18 protein-coding genes are annotated in these 16,208 nt (G+C 61.9%); 10 read left to right on the top strand and 8 right to left on the bottom strand.

Annotation, left to right across the window (positions count from 1 at the left end):
- A partial coding sequence (locus AC1Q80_RS30670) for a beta-barrel domain-containing protein (protein WP_492362918.1) occupies positions 1-260 on the top strand: 260 nt, incomplete at its 5' end.
- Positions 261-374: 114 nt separating this feature from the next.
- Here AC1Q80_RS30670 and AC1Q80_RS30665 read toward each other — a convergent pair.
- The 5 genes from AC1Q80_RS30665 to AC1Q80_RS30645 form a co-directional block, all read right to left on the bottom strand.
- Positions 375-611: a sulfurtransferase TusA family protein gene (locus AC1Q80_RS30665; RefSeq protein ID WP_492362917.1), complete on the bottom strand. Its 237-nt coding sequence runs from the start codon at positions 609-611 to the stop codon at positions 375-377.
- Positions 611-2,056, bottom strand: a complete 1,446-nt coding sequence (locus AC1Q80_RS30660) for a L,D-transpeptidase family protein (RefSeq protein WP_492362916.1) — start codon at positions 2,054-2,056, stop codon at positions 611-613. The genes AC1Q80_RS30665 and AC1Q80_RS30660 overlap by 1 nt, the downstream gene beginning before the upstream one ends.
- Positions 2,057-2,268: 212 nt before the next feature.
- Positions 2,269-3,222: an acetyl-CoA carboxylase carboxyltransferase subunit alpha gene (locus AC1Q80_RS30655; RefSeq protein ID WP_492362915.1), complete on the bottom strand. Its 954-nt coding sequence runs from the start codon at positions 3,220-3,222 to the stop codon at positions 2,269-2,271.
- A 64-nt stretch (positions 3,223-3,286) separates the two neighbouring features.
- The gene (gene xerD / locus AC1Q80_RS30650; RefSeq protein WP_173423531.1) at positions 3,287-4,249 is read right to left on the bottom strand and encodes a site-specific tyrosine recombinase XerD; all 963 of its coding nucleotides are present in this window, start codon (positions 4,247-4,249) and stop codon (positions 3,287-3,289) included.
- Positions 4,246-4,395, bottom strand: a complete 150-nt coding sequence (locus AC1Q80_RS30645) for a hypothetical protein (RefSeq protein ID WP_139353876.1) — start codon at positions 4,393-4,395, stop codon at positions 4,246-4,248. The genes xerD and AC1Q80_RS30645 overlap by 4 nt, the downstream gene beginning before the upstream one ends.
- Positions 4,396-4,636: 241 nt before the next feature.
- On the opposite strand from AC1Q80_RS30645, the gene AC1Q80_RS30640 reads away from it, so the two are divergent.
- From AC1Q80_RS30640 to AC1Q80_RS30630, 3 genes are read left to right on the top strand one after another with little or no spacing between them, the layout of a single operon-like run.
- The gene (locus AC1Q80_RS30640) at positions 4,637-5,227 is read left to right on the top strand and encodes a shikimate kinase (RefSeq protein WP_173423530.1); all 591 of its coding nucleotides are present in this window, start codon (positions 4,637-4,639) and stop codon (positions 5,225-5,227) included.
- A complete protein-coding gene (gene aroB, locus AC1Q80_RS30635) occupies positions 5,220-6,353 on the top strand; it encodes a 3-dehydroquinate synthase (protein ID WP_492362914.1) in 1,134 nt (377 codons plus the stop codon). The genes AC1Q80_RS30640 and aroB overlap by 8 nt, the downstream gene beginning before the upstream one ends.
- Positions 6,350-7,657: an HlyC/CorC family transporter gene (locus tag AC1Q80_RS30630; protein WP_492362913.1), complete on the top strand. Its 1,308-nt coding sequence runs from the start codon at positions 6,350-6,352 to the stop codon at positions 7,655-7,657. The genes aroB and AC1Q80_RS30630 overlap by 4 nt, the downstream gene beginning before the upstream one ends.
- Before the next feature lies 1 nt (position 7,658).
- On the opposite strand, the gene AC1Q80_RS30625 is transcribed toward AC1Q80_RS30630, so the two are convergent.
- Complete coding sequence (locus tag AC1Q80_RS30625; protein WP_025424659.1) at positions 7,659-7,940, bottom strand: BolA family protein; 282 nt, start codon at positions 7,938-7,940, stop codon at positions 7,659-7,661.
- A gap of 143 nt (positions 7,941-8,083) precedes the next feature.
- Here AC1Q80_RS30625 and AC1Q80_RS30620 point away from each other — a divergent pair, with 143 nt between their 5' ends.
- The 4 genes from AC1Q80_RS30620 to AC1Q80_RS30605 all read left to right on the top strand — a co-directional run bounded on the left by AC1Q80_RS30620 (position 8,084) and on the right by AC1Q80_RS30605 (position 12,889).
- On the top strand, positions 8,084-8,719 hold the full coding sequence (locus AC1Q80_RS30620) for a J domain-containing protein (protein WP_492362912.1): 636 nt from the start codon (positions 8,084-8,086) through the stop codon (positions 8,717-8,719).
- Between the two features lie 73 nt (positions 8,720-8,792).
- Positions 8,793-9,788 (top strand): cobaltochelatase subunit CobS, encoded by a 996-nt coding sequence (cobS, locus tag AC1Q80_RS30615; protein ID WP_077501023.1) that lies wholly within the window; start codon positions 8,793-8,795, stop codon positions 9,786-9,788.
- Positions 9,789-9,891: 103 nt separating this feature from the next.
- Positions 9,892-11,787, top strand: coding sequence for a cobaltochelatase subunit CobT (cobT, locus tag AC1Q80_RS30610; protein WP_209793181.1), 1,896 nt, complete (start codon positions 9,892-9,894; stop codon positions 11,785-11,787).
- A gap of 109 nt (positions 11,788-11,896) precedes the next feature.
- On the top strand, positions 11,897-12,889 hold the full coding sequence (locus tag AC1Q80_RS30605) for an esterase-like activity of phytase family protein (RefSeq protein ID WP_492362911.1): 993 nt from the start codon (positions 11,897-11,899) through the stop codon (positions 12,887-12,889).
- Positions 12,890-12,936: 47 nt separating this feature from the next.
- Here the strand turns inward: AC1Q80_RS30605 and AC1Q80_RS30600 are convergent, their stop codons facing one another.
- On the bottom strand, positions 12,937-13,575 hold the full coding sequence (locus AC1Q80_RS30600; RefSeq protein ID WP_173423525.1) for a VUT family protein: 639 nt from the start codon (positions 13,573-13,575) through the stop codon (positions 12,937-12,939).
- Positions 13,576-13,725: 150 nt separating this feature from the next.
- The gene (rpmB, locus tag AC1Q80_RS30595; protein WP_025424653.1) at positions 13,726-14,022 is read right to left on the bottom strand and encodes a 50S ribosomal protein L28; all 297 of its coding nucleotides are present in this window, start codon (positions 14,020-14,022) and stop codon (positions 13,726-13,728) included.
- A gap of 390 nt (positions 14,023-14,412) precedes the next feature.
- Here rpmB and AC1Q80_RS30590 point away from each other — a divergent pair, with 390 nt between their 5' ends.
- Together AC1Q80_RS30590 and yddG are read left to right on the top strand one after the other, a co-directional pair.
- The gene (locus AC1Q80_RS30590) at positions 14,413-15,189 is read left to right on the top strand and encodes a DUF3108 domain-containing protein (RefSeq protein WP_173423524.1); all 777 of its coding nucleotides are present in this window, start codon (positions 14,413-14,415) and stop codon (positions 15,187-15,189) included.
- A gap of 97 nt (positions 15,190-15,286) precedes the next feature.
- Entirely contained in the window at positions 15,287-16,177 is an 891-nt protein-coding gene (gene yddG / locus AC1Q80_RS30585; protein WP_492362910.1) for an aromatic amino acid exporter YddG, read from the top strand.
- Positions 16,178-16,208: the final 31 nt, after the last annotated feature.

Below are 16,208 nucleotides of genomic sequence, written 5' to 3'. Positions count from 1 at the left end.
TCTTCAACCAGCGAACGACACCCGAGCTTGACGGCCGCATCGACGTCATTGCCGCCGCCACCACGCTCGACCGCAACACCGGACAACCCTTCTATCTCGCAACCGTCGAGATCACCGAACCGCTCGACAAGCTCGGCGGCCGCAAGCTCATGCCCGGAATGCCCGTCGAAGTGTTCGTCCAGACCGATGAGAGAACCGCGATCTCGTACCTCACAAAACCATTCTCCGACCAGATGCTCAGAGCCTTCCGCGAGGAGTGAGGGGCGTTTGGTAAAGCGCGGACCGCAGGGATGAAGCCGATAAGCCGGCTTCATCCCTGTTCCTTGACGTGCGGACGCCATCGGCTTGGGTGAGAGCCGTAGGCGCTGGGTGCTTCAGCCGCCCTTGCGGATCAGGAAGCGATGACCGCCGTCGGCAGGCGAGGCGGCCTCGAGGCTATGGCCGTCTTCCCGGCAGAAATGCGGGATGTCGATGACTGCCATCGGATCGGTCGTTTCGATCTCGAGCAGCGCGCCTGCGGCCATGGAGGCGATGCGCTTGCGGGCCTTCAAAACGGGAAGGGGGCACTTAAGCCCCCTGAGGTCGTAGACCGTCTTTCCTTCCTCAGGCATCAATTGCCCCAGATCTTCCAGAACGGCCGCTTCTTCGGCGGCTCTTCTACGGCGACCGGCGCTTCGGTCGTCGGCGCAACGGTGACTTCGGCATTTGCCGCGGCCACGGCGGTCACTTCAGGCTGTGCCTTCTGCGGGGCTGCGACTGAGCGGGTCTGTTTTGCCGCTGCTCCGGCAGGTTGCACCTGTGGCTGCACGGCTGCCTGCAGTTCAGGGGGCGGTTGTGTGAGCTGCGCCTGTTCTGCCGGTTCGCTCTTGGAGAACAGGTTCCAGAAGGAGTTCTTGGCCGGCTGTTCGACGGCTGCCTGCAGCACCGGCTGGGGGACAGGATTGGCAGCGGGAACCGGCACATGGGTGCCGCCCTTGGTTGCTTTTTCGAGTTCCTTCTTCTGGATCTCGACAGCCACCTTGGTTTCTTCGGCTTCCCTCTGTTCGGCCAGCTTCTTTTCGAGGTCGCTCGCCTTCATCAGCTTGCCGGCATCGATCGAGTTGCCGGTCGGGGCATAGGCAAGCTCGCGGCCGGCGCGCTGCTTAGCGACGATCGCCTTGCGCTCGGCCTCGCTCGGCTCATACCAGACCATGCCGTCATACTTCTTCATGGCCCTGTCGTAGTCGAGCTTGTAGCCTTTTTCGAAGGTCGACATGGCCATCTGAAGCGCGGGTGGGGTCGACATGGCAGGGCATGTTCCGCCCGGATTGAATGCGCCGCTGCCCTGCTGGTTGAAGACGTATTTCTTCTCGCAGACATTGATTTCCGGAGGACGCTTAGTGACTTCGAACTGATCGTAGCCGACCTTCAGCATGTTCCAGAATTCGATGTTCGGATTGTTGCGATGACGCGCCATGTTCTCGGCGGTCATGCGGAAGGGGAATGCCTGCAGCTGGACACTCTGCTGCCCGCCCTTGAAGGCGTCGCGCGCCATCGCGAAAATCTCGATCATCTGCTCGTCGGTCATCGAGTAGCAGCCGGACGACGAACAGGCGCCATGGATCATCAGATGCGTACCCTGCCGGCCGTTGGCGCGGTCATAGGTGTTGGGGTAGCCGGTGTTGATCGCCAGGTAGTACTTCGAATTGGGGTTCAGCTGCTGCGGGAACAGCGGATAGAAGCCTTCCGGGGCCTGACGATCGCCTTCCTTTACCTTCGGGCCGAGCTTGCCCGACCAGGCACAGATCTTGTAGCTCTTCAGCAACTGGAAGCGGTTGGAGGTATTGGCCTTCCAGACTTCGAGCGTGCCTTCTTCCTTGAAGATGCGCAGCGCGATCGGGGCTGTCTTTTGCATCCCGAGCTCGCTCATCTTGGCGGCCATCTTGCTGGAAAGCTGGTACTCGGTCTTGTTCTTGACGGTCGAAAGATCGACCGTCGCCGTATCCAGGGCATCGTTGGTGCAGCCCGCAAGCAGAGCGGCAACAGTGGCGGTGGCTACAAGGTTTCTCAAGCGCATCAGCGAAAGCCCGTTCAAACCAAAACTCGTCAGTGCGAGCCGCGTCCGACGGGGAGGGCTCTTAGGGAATCAGTAAGCCATTATACTTCACGAATTCTTAACCTTGCAGGGCGCCCTGCACAGACAGTTGTTCATGACGCCACGAATATGGCCAAGGTTTGGCCACAGTCCGATTTGCGGTTGCGAATTCTCTGGCGAACAATCGCCGGGAATCAGAGGTTCCGGCCGATATTGAGGTACTTTTGTCGGCGATCTGTGCGCAGTTCGTCGCCATTGCGTCCGGACAGTTCCTTCAGCGCATCGGCGATCACCGTTCCGGTGCGGGCGATGACCGACTGCGGATCGCGGTGCGCGCCGCCGACGGGCTCGGGAATGATGCCGTCGATCACACCCAGCGCCTTCAGATCTTCAGAGGTGATCTTCATGTTGCTGGCAGCTTCCTTGGCGCGGGTCGAATCGCGCCAGAGGATCGAGGCGGCCCCTTCCGGCGAGATGACGCTATAGATGGCATGCTCGAGCATATAGACGCGGTTGCCGGTGGCGATCGCGATCGCACCGCCGGAGCCGCCTTCGCCGATGACGACGGTGACGATCGGGACGCGCACGTTCAGGCACATTTCCGTCGAACGGGCGATGGCTTCCGCCTGGCCGCGTTCTTCCGCGCCGACGCCGGGATAGGCACCGGCGGTGTCGATCAGCGTGATCAGCGGCAGGCTGAAGCGGTCGGCCATTTCCATGATGCGGATCGCCTTGCGGTAGCCTTCAGGGCGCGGGCTGCCGAAATTGTGCTTGATGCGCGACTTAGTATCGCTGCCCTTTTCCTGGCCGAGGACGGCGACCGGCATGCCGCGAAAGCGCGCAAGCCCGGCCTGGATGGCCTCGTCGTTGCCATAGTTGCGGTCGCCGGCAAGCGGTGTGAACTCGGTGAAGAGCTCTGCCGAATAATCGAGGAAATGCGGGCGCGAGGGGTGGCGGGCGACCTGGGTCTTCTGCCACGGCGTCAGCTTCGAATAGATCTCGGCCATCGCATCGCGGACCCGTGTCTCGAGCCGTTCGACCTCATCCGAAGTGTTCACACTCTCGTCTTCGCCGGCGAGCTTCTTCAGTTCGAGAATCTTGCCTTCGAGGTCGGAGATTGGTTTTTCGAAATCGAGATAGTTGTGCATGAGATGCGTTTCCGATCGTTTTGCGACAAGGATCTGCCGGCCGAAACCAGCCTGCCCGGCGGTCCTAATCCTGTTTTTTCGCCTGTTTGGCAAGAGGGTGATGGTTTTGCACGAGGTCGTGCAGCCGTTCTTCCAGAACATGTGTATAGATTTGTGTCGTGGAAATGTCCGAATGACCCAACAGTTCCTGCACGGCACGAAGGTCGGCGCCGTTGGCAAGCAGGTGGCTGGCGAAGGCATGGCGCAGCACATGCGGCGAGATCGTCGCCACGCGGATGCCGGCGCGCGATGCCAGCGATTTCAGGTCCCGGGCAAAGACCTGGCGGGGAAGAAACCCTGCCTTTGCTGAGGACGGAAACAGCCACGGGCTTTCGCGCTCGCCCTTGTCCGCTTTCGCAAACTCTTCAGCCAGAGCCGAACCGTACGTGCGCATCGCGCGGATTGCTGCCTGCGACAAGGGCACAAGCCGCTCCTTATTGCCTTTGCCGCGGATGACGAGAAAACGCCCGTCCTGGGCAAGCACGCTTGCAGGCAGCGACACCAATTCGCTGACGCGCATGCCGGTGGCGTAGAGGAGTTCCATCAACGCATGCATGCGCAGCCTGGACAGCCGCTCCGGACCGCCCGTCGTTGCCGCGGCTTCGCTCTCTGCCTGACCAATCAGTCGCGATACGTCGTCAATGCTCAGCGTCTTCGGCAGGCTTCTGCCTTTCTTCGGCGCATCGAGAATGCCGGTCGGGTCGTCGCCGCGCAGACCTTCGGCATAGAGGAATTTGTAGAACTGCCGAAGCGCCGACAGCCGGCGGGCCTGTGACGAGGGCTTGAAACCCTGGCCTGCGAGATGGGCGAGATAATGCCGGAGATCGTCGGTCACCGCACCCGTCAGGCCCGTTCCTCGACTGCGCATGTGGGACAACGCGTCTTCCAGGTCGCGCTCGTAGGATTGCAGCGTGTTGACGGCGGCGCCGCGTTCGGCGCTCATCATTTCGAGGAAGGCCTCGACATGTGCCGCGGAAAGGTCGCTCATTGTGTCTTGTTGACCCGCTCGGAGGGAATCTTCACGGTCACATTCCGCTCGACCGGCTCGACGAAGGTGACGAGCGCGATCATCGTGCCATAGACCAGCCCGGCGATGACGCCGCAGAAGAACAGGAACCGGAAGAGGGTGGGCATTTCAGTCTCCTCTGCATGGTTGCTTAAACCGGAGCGAATCCAGGTATAAAATCATGCAGCCGTTGAATGTGCTGCGGCAGCCTGTGGCGCGTCTGGATGGACACGTGGCCCGTTGGCGGATGCCCAATCTATATGAACGCCCCTTTCGCCAAGTTCAAGAAGCTTGCACGGAGGGCCGCGACGGCTTGACGCTCCACCCCGATTTGTCGATACCGGAAGGGAATGGGGAACAAGAAGTCCAATGAACGACGTGATCGAACCGGTTTCCGCGACGCTTGCCGAACGGGCGAAGCTTGCACTCGGTAAACGCAATCTCGTTTTCATCGGCCTGATGGGTGCCGGAAAATCGGCGATCGGTCGGCTGACGGCGCAGGCGCTCGGCATACCCTTCGTCGATTCCGACCACGAGATCGAGCGCGTCTCACGCATGACGATCAGCGATCTCTTTGCCCGTTATGGCGAGGACGAGTTCAGGGCGCTGGAAACGCGCGTTTTGAAGCGCCTGCTGCGCACCGGACCTCGCGTCGTTTCGACCGGCGGCGGCGCCTATATCAACGAGCGATCACGGCGCCAGATCAAGCGCGGCGGCCTGACGATCTGGCTCAATGCGGAACTCGACGTGCTGTGGGAGCGGGTCAACAAGCGCGACACCCGACCGCTCTTGAAGACCGAGAACCCCAAACAGACGCTCGAAAACCTGATGCGCGCTCGCTATCCGATCTATGCCGAAGCCGATCTGACGGTGATGTCGCGCGATGTGAACAAGGAGACGATGGTGGAGGATGTTCTCACCGCCGTCATAGATTTCCGGAAAGTGCCCAACGATGAATAACCATGTGATGCCTGCTGCCGAACGCAAGGTGCGTGTCGATCTCGGCGATCGTTCCTATGACATCCTGATTGGCCCGGGGCTGATCGCGGCTGCCGGCAACGAGATTGCGTCGCGCCTCAAGGGGCGCAAGGTCGCCGTTATCACCGACGAAAATGTCGGTCCGCGCTATCTCGAGCCGCTGATGGCGAGCCTCAAGCAGAGCGATATCGAGGCCGTGTCGCTGGTGTTGCCCGCCGGCGAAAAGACCAAGAGCTTCGAGCATCTCATTCCTGCCTGCGAGGCCATCCTCGGCGCCCGGATCGAGCGCAACGACGCGGTGATCGCCCTTGGCGGCGGCGTCATCGGCGACCTCACCGGCTTTGCGGCCGGCATCGTGCGTCGCGGCTCGCGTTTCATCCAGATCCCGACATCATTGCTGGCGCAGGTGGATTCCTCGGTTGGCGGCAAGACCGGCATCAATTCGCCGCACGGCAAGAACCTGATCGGCGTCTTCCATCAACCGGATCTGGTGCTGGCCGACACAGATGTGCTCGACACGCTGAGTGAGCGCGAGTTCCGCGCCGGCTACGCCGAAGTCGCGAAATACGGGCTGATCGACAAGCCGGACTTCTTCACCTGGCTGGAAAAAAACTGGCAGGCGGTGTTTTCCGGCGGTGCGGCTCGCATCGAGGCGATTGCCGTCAGCTGCCAGGCCAAGGCCGATGTCGTGGCGGCGGACGAGCGCGAAAACGGCCTGCGCGCGCTGCTCAATCTCGGGCACACCTTTGGCCACGCGCTCGAGGCTGCCACCGAGTACGACAGCGCCCGTCTGGTGCATGGCGAAGGCGTTTCGATCGGCATGGTGCTGGCGCATCAGTTTTCGACGCGCATGAACCTTGCGAGCGCCGACGATGCGACCCGTGTGGAAGCGCATTTGCGCGCCGTCGGCTTGCCGACGCGCATGGACGAAATCCCGGGCAGCCTGCCGCCGGCCGAAAAGCTGATGGACGCGATTGCCCAGGACAAGAAGGTCAAGGGCGGCAAGCTGACGTTCATCCTGACCCGCGGCATCGGCCAGTCCTTCGTCGCCGACGACGTGCCGGCCTCCGAGGTCCTGAGCTTCCTTCGGGAAAAGCGTCCGCAATGACTGGCGAAGCCTTCCTGGCGTTTCTTGGCGAATACTGGCTGTCGATTGCCGCGGTCTTCTGTCTCTTGTTGTTTTCCGCCTTCTTTTCCGGCTCCGAAACAGCGTTGACGGCTGCCTCGCGCTCGCGCATGCATTCGCTCGAAAACAATGGGGATGAGCGGGCTGGTATCGTCAACCGGCTGATCGAGCGGCGCGACCGGCTGATCGGCGCTCTGTTGATCGGCAACAATCTCGTCAACATTCTCGCCTCGTCGCTGACGACGAGCCTGCTGATCGGCCTGTTCGGCAATTCGGGCGTGGCGATCGCCACCGTCGTCATGACGGTGCTGCTGGTGATCTTTTCCGAAGTGCTGCCGAAGAGCTGGGCGATCGCCTCGCCGGACCGCTTCGCGCTCGCCGTGGCTGCTCCGGTTCGGCTGTTCGTTGCCGTGGCCGGCCCGATTTCGAGCCTCGTCAACGGCATCGTGCGCCGCATCCTTTCGCTTTTCGGCGTCAACCTTTCGTCCGAGATGTCGATGCTATCGGCGCATGACGAGTTGCGTGGCGCGGTCGACTTGCTGCATCGTGAGGGGTCGGTGATCAAGGCCGATAGGGATCGTCTTGGCGGCGTGCTCGATCTCGGCGAACTCGAAATCTCCGACATCATGATCCACCGCACCAACATGCGGGCGATCAATGCCGACGATCCGCCGGAGATCTGTGTGCGCGAGATCCTGCAGAGCCCGTTCACGCGGCTGCCGCTGTGGCGCGGTGCTGCCGACAACATCATCGGGGTGGTGCATTCCAAGGATCTTCTGCGCGCGCTTGCCGAACCGGATGTCCAGCCGGAAAATCTCGATATCGTCAAGATCGCACAAAAGCCGTGGTTTGTTCCCGACACGACCAATCTCAAGGATCAGCTCAACGCCTTCCTGCGTCGCAAGCTGCACCTTGCCATCGTCGTTGACGAATATGGCCAGGTTCAGGGACTGGTAACGCTCGAGGACATTCTGGAGGAGATCGTCGGCGATATCGCCGATGAGCACGACCTCGACATCCAGGGCGTTCGCCAGGAGGCGGACGGCTCGATCGTGGTCGATGGCTCGGTGCCGATACGTGATCTCAACCGCGCGCTCGACTGGTCGCTGCCGGACGAGGAAGCGACGACGGTTGCAGGTCTGGTGATCCACGAATCGAAGAGCATTCCGGAGGAACGCCAGGCCTTCACCTTCCACGGCAAGCGCTTCATCGTGATGAAGCGGGTGAAGAACCGGATCACGAAACTGAGGATCCGCCCGGCTGACGACCAGACGCCGATCGCCTGATCTACCAGCGCGTCGGCTCGCCCGGCGCTGCCGGCTCTACCGCCAGCGCATGCAGGCCGGCGTCAAGTTCGGGCTTCAGGAGGTCGTTTATGGCGCGGTGGCGCGCCACGCGGCTCATGCCGGCAAAGGCGTCGGCAACGATGCGGACGCGCATATGGGTTTCACCGCCGCCGTCGAAGTCCGGTTGATGGCCGGCATGCAGGTGGCTCTCGTTGATCACTGCCAGCCGTTCGGGATGGAAGGCTTCGGTCAGTTTCTGTTCGATCGTATCCCTGAGCGACATTCTTCCGTCCCATTTCCTTGGTTGCTGGACGCCCTTGTTTCGTGCGGGTCCGGCGATGCTGCCTCGGCGGCGCAAAAGGCCCGCACAAAGCCAGCAACATTCCGGTTTGTCAATTCTTGTTGTGGCTCCGGCCAAGCCCCATAATGAGCGCCATGAGACTCGATTCAAAATACTTCGATCGCATTCGGACACGGCGCAAGGTCGAGCCGCGCGCTGAGCCTTCCGCCCCCACCTGTCAATGGGACGGCTGCGACAAGAACGGCGTTCATCGTGCACCCGTCGGCCGCAACGCCGAGGGGCAATACTTCATGTTCTGCTTCGAGCATGTGAAGGAATACAACAAGGGTTACAATTTTTTCTCCGGTCTCTCCGATAGCGAGGTCGCGCGCTACCAGAAGGAAGCGATAACGGGACATCGCCCGACCTGGACCGTCGGCGTCAACAAGAACGCCAAGAATGGTCCGACCCAGTCGCAGACCCGTTCGGGCTCCGCCGGGGCGCAGGCGCGCATGCGCGATCCCTTCGGCTTCGTCAGCGAGGCAAAGGCGCGTGCCGGTCGTCCAGAGCCGCGCCAGCGCAAGCTGAAAACGCTCGAAGCCAAGGCCTATGAAACGCTCGGCCTTGGCGCGTCGGCGACCGCCAGCGATATCAAGGCGGCGTACAAGGAGCTGGTCAAGAAACATCACCCTGATGCCAATGGCGGAGACAGGGGATCCGAGGAGCGTTTTCGTGCAGTAATTCAGGCCTACCAATTGTTAAAACAGGCTGGTTTCTGCTAACAACGCGGATTATTACAGAAGCACTTTTGCAGGCGAATGCGCGGGTGCCGCCGGTGGCCGCTCTGGAGACATGATGAGCAAGATTGACCTCGACATTTCCAACCTCCCCGACACGACCGTCTCGGTTCGGGAGGTTTTTGGCATTGATACGGATTTGCGCGTTCCCGCCTATTCGAAGGCTGACGCCTATGTGCCGGACCTTGACCCTGACTACCTCTTCGACCGCGAAACCACGCTCGCCATTCTTGCAGGCTTTGCCCATAACCGACGCGTGATGGTCTCGGGCTATCACGGTACCGGTAAATCCACCCACATCGAGCAGGTCGCAGCGCGCCTCAACTGGCCGTGCGTGCGCGTCAACCTCGACAGCCATGTCAGCCGTATCGACCTTGTCGGCAAGGACGCGATCGTCGTCAAGGACGGCATGCAGGTCACCGAGTTCAAGGACGGCATTCTGCCCTGGGCCTACCAGCACAATGTCGCGCTCGTCTTCGACGAGTACGACGCCGGCCGTCCGGACGTGATGTTCGTCATCCAGCGCGTGCTGGAATCCTCCGGCCGCCTGACGCTGCTCGACCAGAGCCGCGTCATTCGCCCGCACCCGGCGTTCCGCCTGTTTGCGACCGCCAACACGGTCGGCCTCGGCGACACCACCGGCCTCTACCACGGCACGCAGCAGATCAACCAGGCGCAGATGGACCGCTGGTCGATCGTCACGACGCTCAACTACCTGCCGCATGACAAGGAAGTCGACATCGTCGCTGCCAAGGTCAAGGGCTTTACGGCCGACAAGGGCCGCGAGACCGTTTCCAAGATGGTGCGCGTCGCGGATCTTACCCGCGCCGCCTTCATCAACGGCGACCTTTCGACGGTCATGAGCCCGCGTACGGTCATTACCTGGGCCGAGAACGCTTACATCTTCGGCGATATCGCCTTCGCCTTCCGCGTAACCTTCCTCAACAAGTGCGACGAGCTGGAGCGGGCGCTGGTCGCCGAGCATTACCAGCGCGCTTTCGGCGTCGAGCTCAAGGAGAGCGCCGCCAACATCGTGCTTGAAGCCACCGCCTGATCCATGGGTCGCCTTCCCCCAGGGAAGGCGACCTGTGACTTTGTGGCAAACTCGATGATATCCCGCCGGGGTATCATCGCCTCTGGCTGAAGAAGGAACTGTCGTGAGCTCGAACTCCAAGGCAAAGCCGACCACGCGTGAAAATGCCGCCGAACCGTTCAAGCGGGCGCTTTCCGGCTGCATCCGATCGATTGCTGGCGATGCCGAGGTGGAGGTGGCCTTCGCCAACGAGCGGCCGGGGATCACCGGTGAGCGCATCCGCCTGCCTGAAATATCGAAGCGTCCGACGCGGCAGGAACTCGCCGTGACGCGAGGGCTTGGCGACAGCATGGCGCTGCGGAAGGCCTGTCATGATGCGCGCATCCACGCGACGATGTCGCCGCAGGGTGCCGATGCGCGGGTGATCTTCGACGCTGTCGAGCAGGCGCGTGTCGAGGCGATCGGCTCGCTGCGCATGGAAGGTGTTGCCAAGAACCTGAGCTCGATGCTCGAAGAGAAATATTCCAAGGCCAATTTCGGCGCGATCAGCAAGCAGGCGGATGCACCGCTCGGCGAGGCCGTTGCGCTTCTGGTGCGTGAAAAGCTGACCGGTGAGAAGCCGCCGGCATCCGCCGGCAAGGTGCTCGATCTCTGGCGCGACTTCATCGAGGAGAAGGCCGCCGGAGACATCAAGAACCTGTCGTCGACGCTCAACGACCAGCAGGCCTTCGCCCGTGTCGTGCGCGACATGCTGACATCGATGGATGTGGCCGAGAAATACGGTGACGATGACATCGAGCCGGACGAGCAGGAAAGCGAGACCGACGAGGATCAGCCGCGCAGCCAGGAGCAGGACGAGAACGCCAGCGACGAGGAAGCCGGCGACGACGCCGCTCCTGCCGACGAGAACCAGGCTGCCGAAGAGCAGATGGAAGAAGGCGAGATGGACGGCGCGGAGATTTCCGACGACGACCTGCAGGACGAGGGCGACGAGGACAGCGAGACACCAGGCGAGGTCAAGCGCCCGAACCAGCCCTTTGCCGACTTCAACGAAAAAGTGGACTACACCGTCTTCACCCGCGAGTTCGACGAGACCATCGCTTCCGAAGAGCTGTGCGACGAAGCGGAACTCGACCGCCTGCGCGCCTTCCTCGACAAGCAGCTCTCCCACCTCCAGGGCGCGGTCGGCCGGCTTGCCAACCGCCTGCAACGCCGCCTGATGGCACAGCAGAACCGCTCGTGGGAGTTCGACCTGGAGGAGGGCTATCTCGACAGCGCCCGCCTGCAGCGCATCGTCATCGACCCGATGCAGCCGCTGTCGTTCAAGCGCGAGAAGGACACCAATTTCCGCGATACGGTCGTGACCCTCCTGATCGACAATTCCGGATCCATGCGGGGCCGGCCGATCACGGTTGCGGCGACCTGCGCCGACATTCTGGCGCGCACGCTCGAGCGTTGCGGCGTCAAGGTCGAGATCCTCGGCTTTACCACCAAGGCGTGGAAGGGTGGGCAATCGCGCGAGAAGTGGCTTGCTGGCGGCAAGCCGCAATCGCCGGGCCGCCTCAACGACCTGCGCCACATCATCTACAAGTCGGCCGATGCGCCATGGCGGCGTGCGCGCCGCAATCTCGGGCTGATGATGCGCGAGGGACTGCTCAAGGAGAACATCGACGGCGAGGCGCTGATCTGGGCGCATGAGCGGCTGATGGCGCGGCGCGAACAACGCCGCATCCTGATGATGATTTCGGATGGCGCGCCGGTCGACGACTCGACGCTGTCGGTCAACCCGGGCAACTATCTCGAGCGGCATCTGCGCGCCGTCATCGAGCAGATCGAGACGCGCTCGCCGGTCGAACTCCTGGCGATCGGCATCGGTCACGACGTGACGCGCTACTATCGCCGGGCCGTGACGATCGTCGATGCCGACGAGCTGGCCGGTGCGATGACCGAGCAGCTTGCCGATCTGTTCGAAGACGAAAGCATGCGCCGCCGTCCCGGGCGAGCTCGCCGCGCAGGATAATCGCTTACGAAACCGGGGCGACTTGTAGCCGCCCCGTTCATCCCAGAAGACGGCGGCACGCTTGTCGTTCCCTCCCTGCCTTTCCTGCCCGCCGAAGGAACTCCCCCATATGCTTGGTCGCGGCCTCCTCGTTCTTTGCCTGCTGGCGTCGGCCTGTCCGGCTATGGCTGCCAGCGACAGCGAGACGCTGCCGATCCGCAGTCGGCAGATCGATGCTTTCAAGGTTGGTTCCAGCCAGACGCGGTTTGGCCAGCTGGAGTTCATCGGCGGCCTGGAGATGACGTCGTCCAATGCGCTGTTCGGCGCCGTCTCGGCGATCCGCTTCCGTCCGGATGGAGCCTCTTTTGTTGCAGTCATGGATACTGGTCATTGGCTCGAAGGGGCCGTGACCCGCGACGCCGCCGGCAAGCTTTCCGGCCTGACGGACCTGACGGCGACGCCGATGGCCGACAGGAGCGGCGCGGTCGGGCTGGAAAAGTGGAAGGTGGATTCGGAGGGTCTGGCGCTACGCGAAGGCGAAGTGATCGTCAGCTACGAGCAGTCCCACCGCATCGATATCTACCCGGACCCCGGGTTTTCCGTTTCGGGGCCAGTCGGCAGCGTGCCGTTGCTGTTTCCGGCAACCGAACTGCGCAGCAATGGCGGGCTCGAAACCGTGGCCGTTTCACCGGCTGACAGTCCGCTCGGCGGCGCTGCCGTCACGGTGTCGGAGCGCAGCGTCGACAAGGCGGACAATCTGCTGGCCGGCATTCTCGACGGGCCGATGAAGGGCGCCTTCGCAGTTGTTCGCACCGAGCCCTACGCCGTCACCGACGGCGCTTTCCTGCCCGATGGCGATCTCCTGCTCCTGGAGCGGCGGTTCAACTTCGCCTCCGGGCTCGGCATGCGCATCCGCCGCATTCCCGGTGCCACCATCCGGCCAGGCGCCGTGGTCGACGGCGACGTCATTCTCGAAGCCGACATGGGCTATCAGATCGATAATATGGAGGGCCTCGACGTGGTCGCTGGCCCTGACGGTGATATCAGGGTCATCGTCGTTTCCGACGACAACCACTCGATCCTCGAGCGCAATCTCATGCTGGAATTCCGGCTGATCAAATGAAAACGGGGCCAATCGGCCCCGTCGTCAATTCAGCTGTCTGAGATGGATCAGGCCGCGGCCTTGCCCGCAGGCATGGGCTTGATCACGCTCATTAGCGCGCCATAGGGCAGCAACATCACGATGCCGCAGAGGATCTTCACCGAGAGGTCGCCGAGCGCCCAGGAGATCCAGCGCGGGGCCTCTGTGGCAAGAATGCCGAGCAGGGGCGCCGTCTCCAAGGCAAAGCTGTCGTTCGGTCCGAAGAACACGAAGAACGGCGCGAAGGCGAAGGAGAAGAACATCGCCGTGTCGAGCGCCGAACCGATCAGCGAGCCCGCCAGCGGCGCCTGCCACCAGCTCTGGCGGCGGAGCCGGTTGAACACCGAGATATCCAGCAGCTGGCCGAACAGGAAAGCGGAGCCGGAGGCAATCGCGATGCGCGGCGTGGCGGCGAAGAAGGAAAGGACGATCGCCACGAGGAAGCCGACGACGACGACACGACGCGCAATGCGCGGGCCGAAATGGCGGTTGGTCAGGTCGGTGACGAGGAAGGCGAAGGGATAGCTGAAGGCGCCCCAGGTCAGGAGATCGCCGAGCTGCATGCCGGCGATCGAGCCTGGCAGCGGGTACTGAACGAGGAAGTTCGACGCAACGACCACCAGGGTCATGAGTGCGACGTAGACAAAGAACGTGCGGTTGATAAGCATTTTTTTATCCTGGGAGATGCCACCAGTTGCGCGGAAGCCAGGGCTGGACGCCTGGCCGATGAAATCTGCAAATTACACACGAGAAAAAGGCTTGCCGGATAAACCCGCAAGCCTTTTTAAAGTCGTGTCGAAGACAGACGCTAACGCCGATTAAGCGGCGGCAGCTTCAGCGTTCTTCTTGACGATCTGACGGCGCAGCAGGCGAGCGCGCATGCTCAGCTCGTTCTCGTCAGCCTTCACGAGGAAAGCGTCGAGGCCGCCACGGTGTTCAACCGAGCGAAGAGCGGCTGCGGAAACGCGCAGACGGAAGCGCTGGCCGAGAGCATCGGAAATCAGCGTGACGTTGCACAGGTTCGGAAGGAACTTGCGCTTGGTCTTGTTGTTGGCGTGGCTGACATTGTTGCCCGACTGGACGCCCTTGCCGGTCAATTCGCAACTACGGGACATGGTACACCTATTCTCTTTATCGCCGCCGGACGATGCGGTAGCGGGCCCAGAGCCCAGGCCGCGTTCCTGTTGGCCATTATTGGAAAGTTGCGGTTCTATAGTCAGAGACAGCCCGCCCGTCAAGCCAAACCTCTTGCATTCTCGGAAAACCGCGGTTTCTTGCGGCTGTTTCTGCATCAGGCAGGCTTGATAGCGGCCACACTAATGCTTCGCGATGGCCATTCCAAGCCCATTCGTGATGCGCTATCTGTTGTCCTGTGGATGCAGCAGAAGTCCTTGGCGCGGCTTTGGCCCCGGCGGCCGGATCTCCCGGAAAAGGCGTAGAAAAGCCGCAAACGACCTGCATTCCAAGGCATTGCGACGACATTTGAGTGATGGATCTCTTAGGGTATGAAGTTGCGCATCGGTTCTCGCGCGGTAGCGCTTTTGTCGGCGGCATTGTTTTCCACAGCATCGCTTGCTGCGGACATCGAGCATCAGACCGATTACAGCATTTCGCTTGCCGGATTGCCGCTTGCGAGAGCGTCATTCCATACGGCCCTTGAAAAGAATCGCTACACCATTTCAGGAACACTGCATTCGGCCGGTCTCGTCGACATCTTCAGTCGGACATCGGGCCAGACCCGTGTTTCGGGCGTCATCGGCCGCGACCATCTGCGCGCAAACGAATATTCGATGTCCTATCGCAGCGGCAAGAAGGGCCGGGCGATCAATGTCACCTATGCCAACGGCAACGTCGTGCATGCCAGCATGACACCGAAGCGCACGCCGCTACCGAAGAACTGGGTGCCGGTGACCTCTCGCGACATGCGCAACGTGCTCGACCCGCTGTCCGGCCTGATCATTCCGGGTAAGGCCCGCGTCTGCCCCAACACGCTGCCGATCTTCGATGGCGAATCGCGTCTCGACATCAAGCTGTCGGCGAAAGGAACCAGGCCGTTCAAGACCAAGGGCTTCGACGGCGAGGCGATCGTCTGCGGCATCCGCTTCGTTCCAAGGGCGGGCTACAAGAAGGGGCGCGAGGACGTCGAGTATCTCAAGCGTCTGCAGACCATGGAAATCTGGTTTGCCAAGTCGGACGCCGTCGATGTCTATGCGCCGGTCTATGTTCGCATACCGACCAAGCTTGGTCCGGTGACGGTTTCGGCCACGCGATTCGGCGGTTGAAACCACCAGTCGGTGGCGACCGGGCACTAACATTTTTCGGCGAGTCGTGATTTTATCCGCGCCGGCTTTCGCCAAGGAGCCGCACAGGGGATAAGACATGAAATTCAAGGCGACGTTGATCGGTGCGACCGCGATTTTGATGTGGTCGCTTCTGGCGCTGTTTACCGCAGCGTCCGGCAAGATGCCGCCGTTCCAGTTGTCGGCGATCTGTTTCCTTATCGGCAGCATTCCGGGTTTGATCGTTCTCGCGCTGAAGCCAGAGCGCCTTGCGCTGCTGAAGCAGCCGGCCAAGGTGTGGATCACCGGCATCGCCGGTCTTTTCGGCTATCATTTTCTCTACTTTACCGCGCTTCGCAACGCACCGGCCGTCGAGGCGGGCCTGATTGCCTATCTCTGGCCGCTATTGATCGTTGTCGGCTCAGCTCTTCTGCCGGGCGAGCGGCTGCGCTGGTATCATGTCGCTGGCGCGTGTTCGGGCCTGATGGGTACGATCATGATCATCGCCCGCAACGGCATCGCCTTTGACGACGCCTATCTCATGGGCTACGGCGCCGCGTTGCTGTGCGCCTTCACGTGGTCAGGCTATTCGCTTCTGACGCGCCGCTTCGAAGCGGTCTCGACCGACGTCGTCACCGGCTTTTGCCTGGCGACGTCGCTGCTCTCGTTCCTGTGTCATCTCGGCCTGGAGACGACGGTGTGGCCGGCAACGACATTCGAGTGGCTGGCGGTTGCCGGTCTCGGGCTGCTGCCGGTGGGGGCTGCCTTTTATGCCTGGGACTTCGGCGTCAAGAACGGCAATATCCAACTGCTCGGCGTTGCCAGCTACGCAGCACCGGTTCTGTCGACGTTGATCCTCATCCTGTTCGGCGTTGCCGAGCCATCTTGGCGCATTGCCGCCGCATGCCTCTTCGTCACCGGTGGTGCCGTGCTGGCCGCCAAGGACATGATATTTCGCAAGGGGCGAGCGGCGGCGCAGCCGGCGGAGTAAAACGGGCTCGTTGGATCAAAGCATGTCGCGC

This window comes from Ensifer sp. GW823-FHT05D09, assembly GCF_058795755.1.
This window is presented reverse-complemented; position numbering and strand designations above follow the sequence as displayed.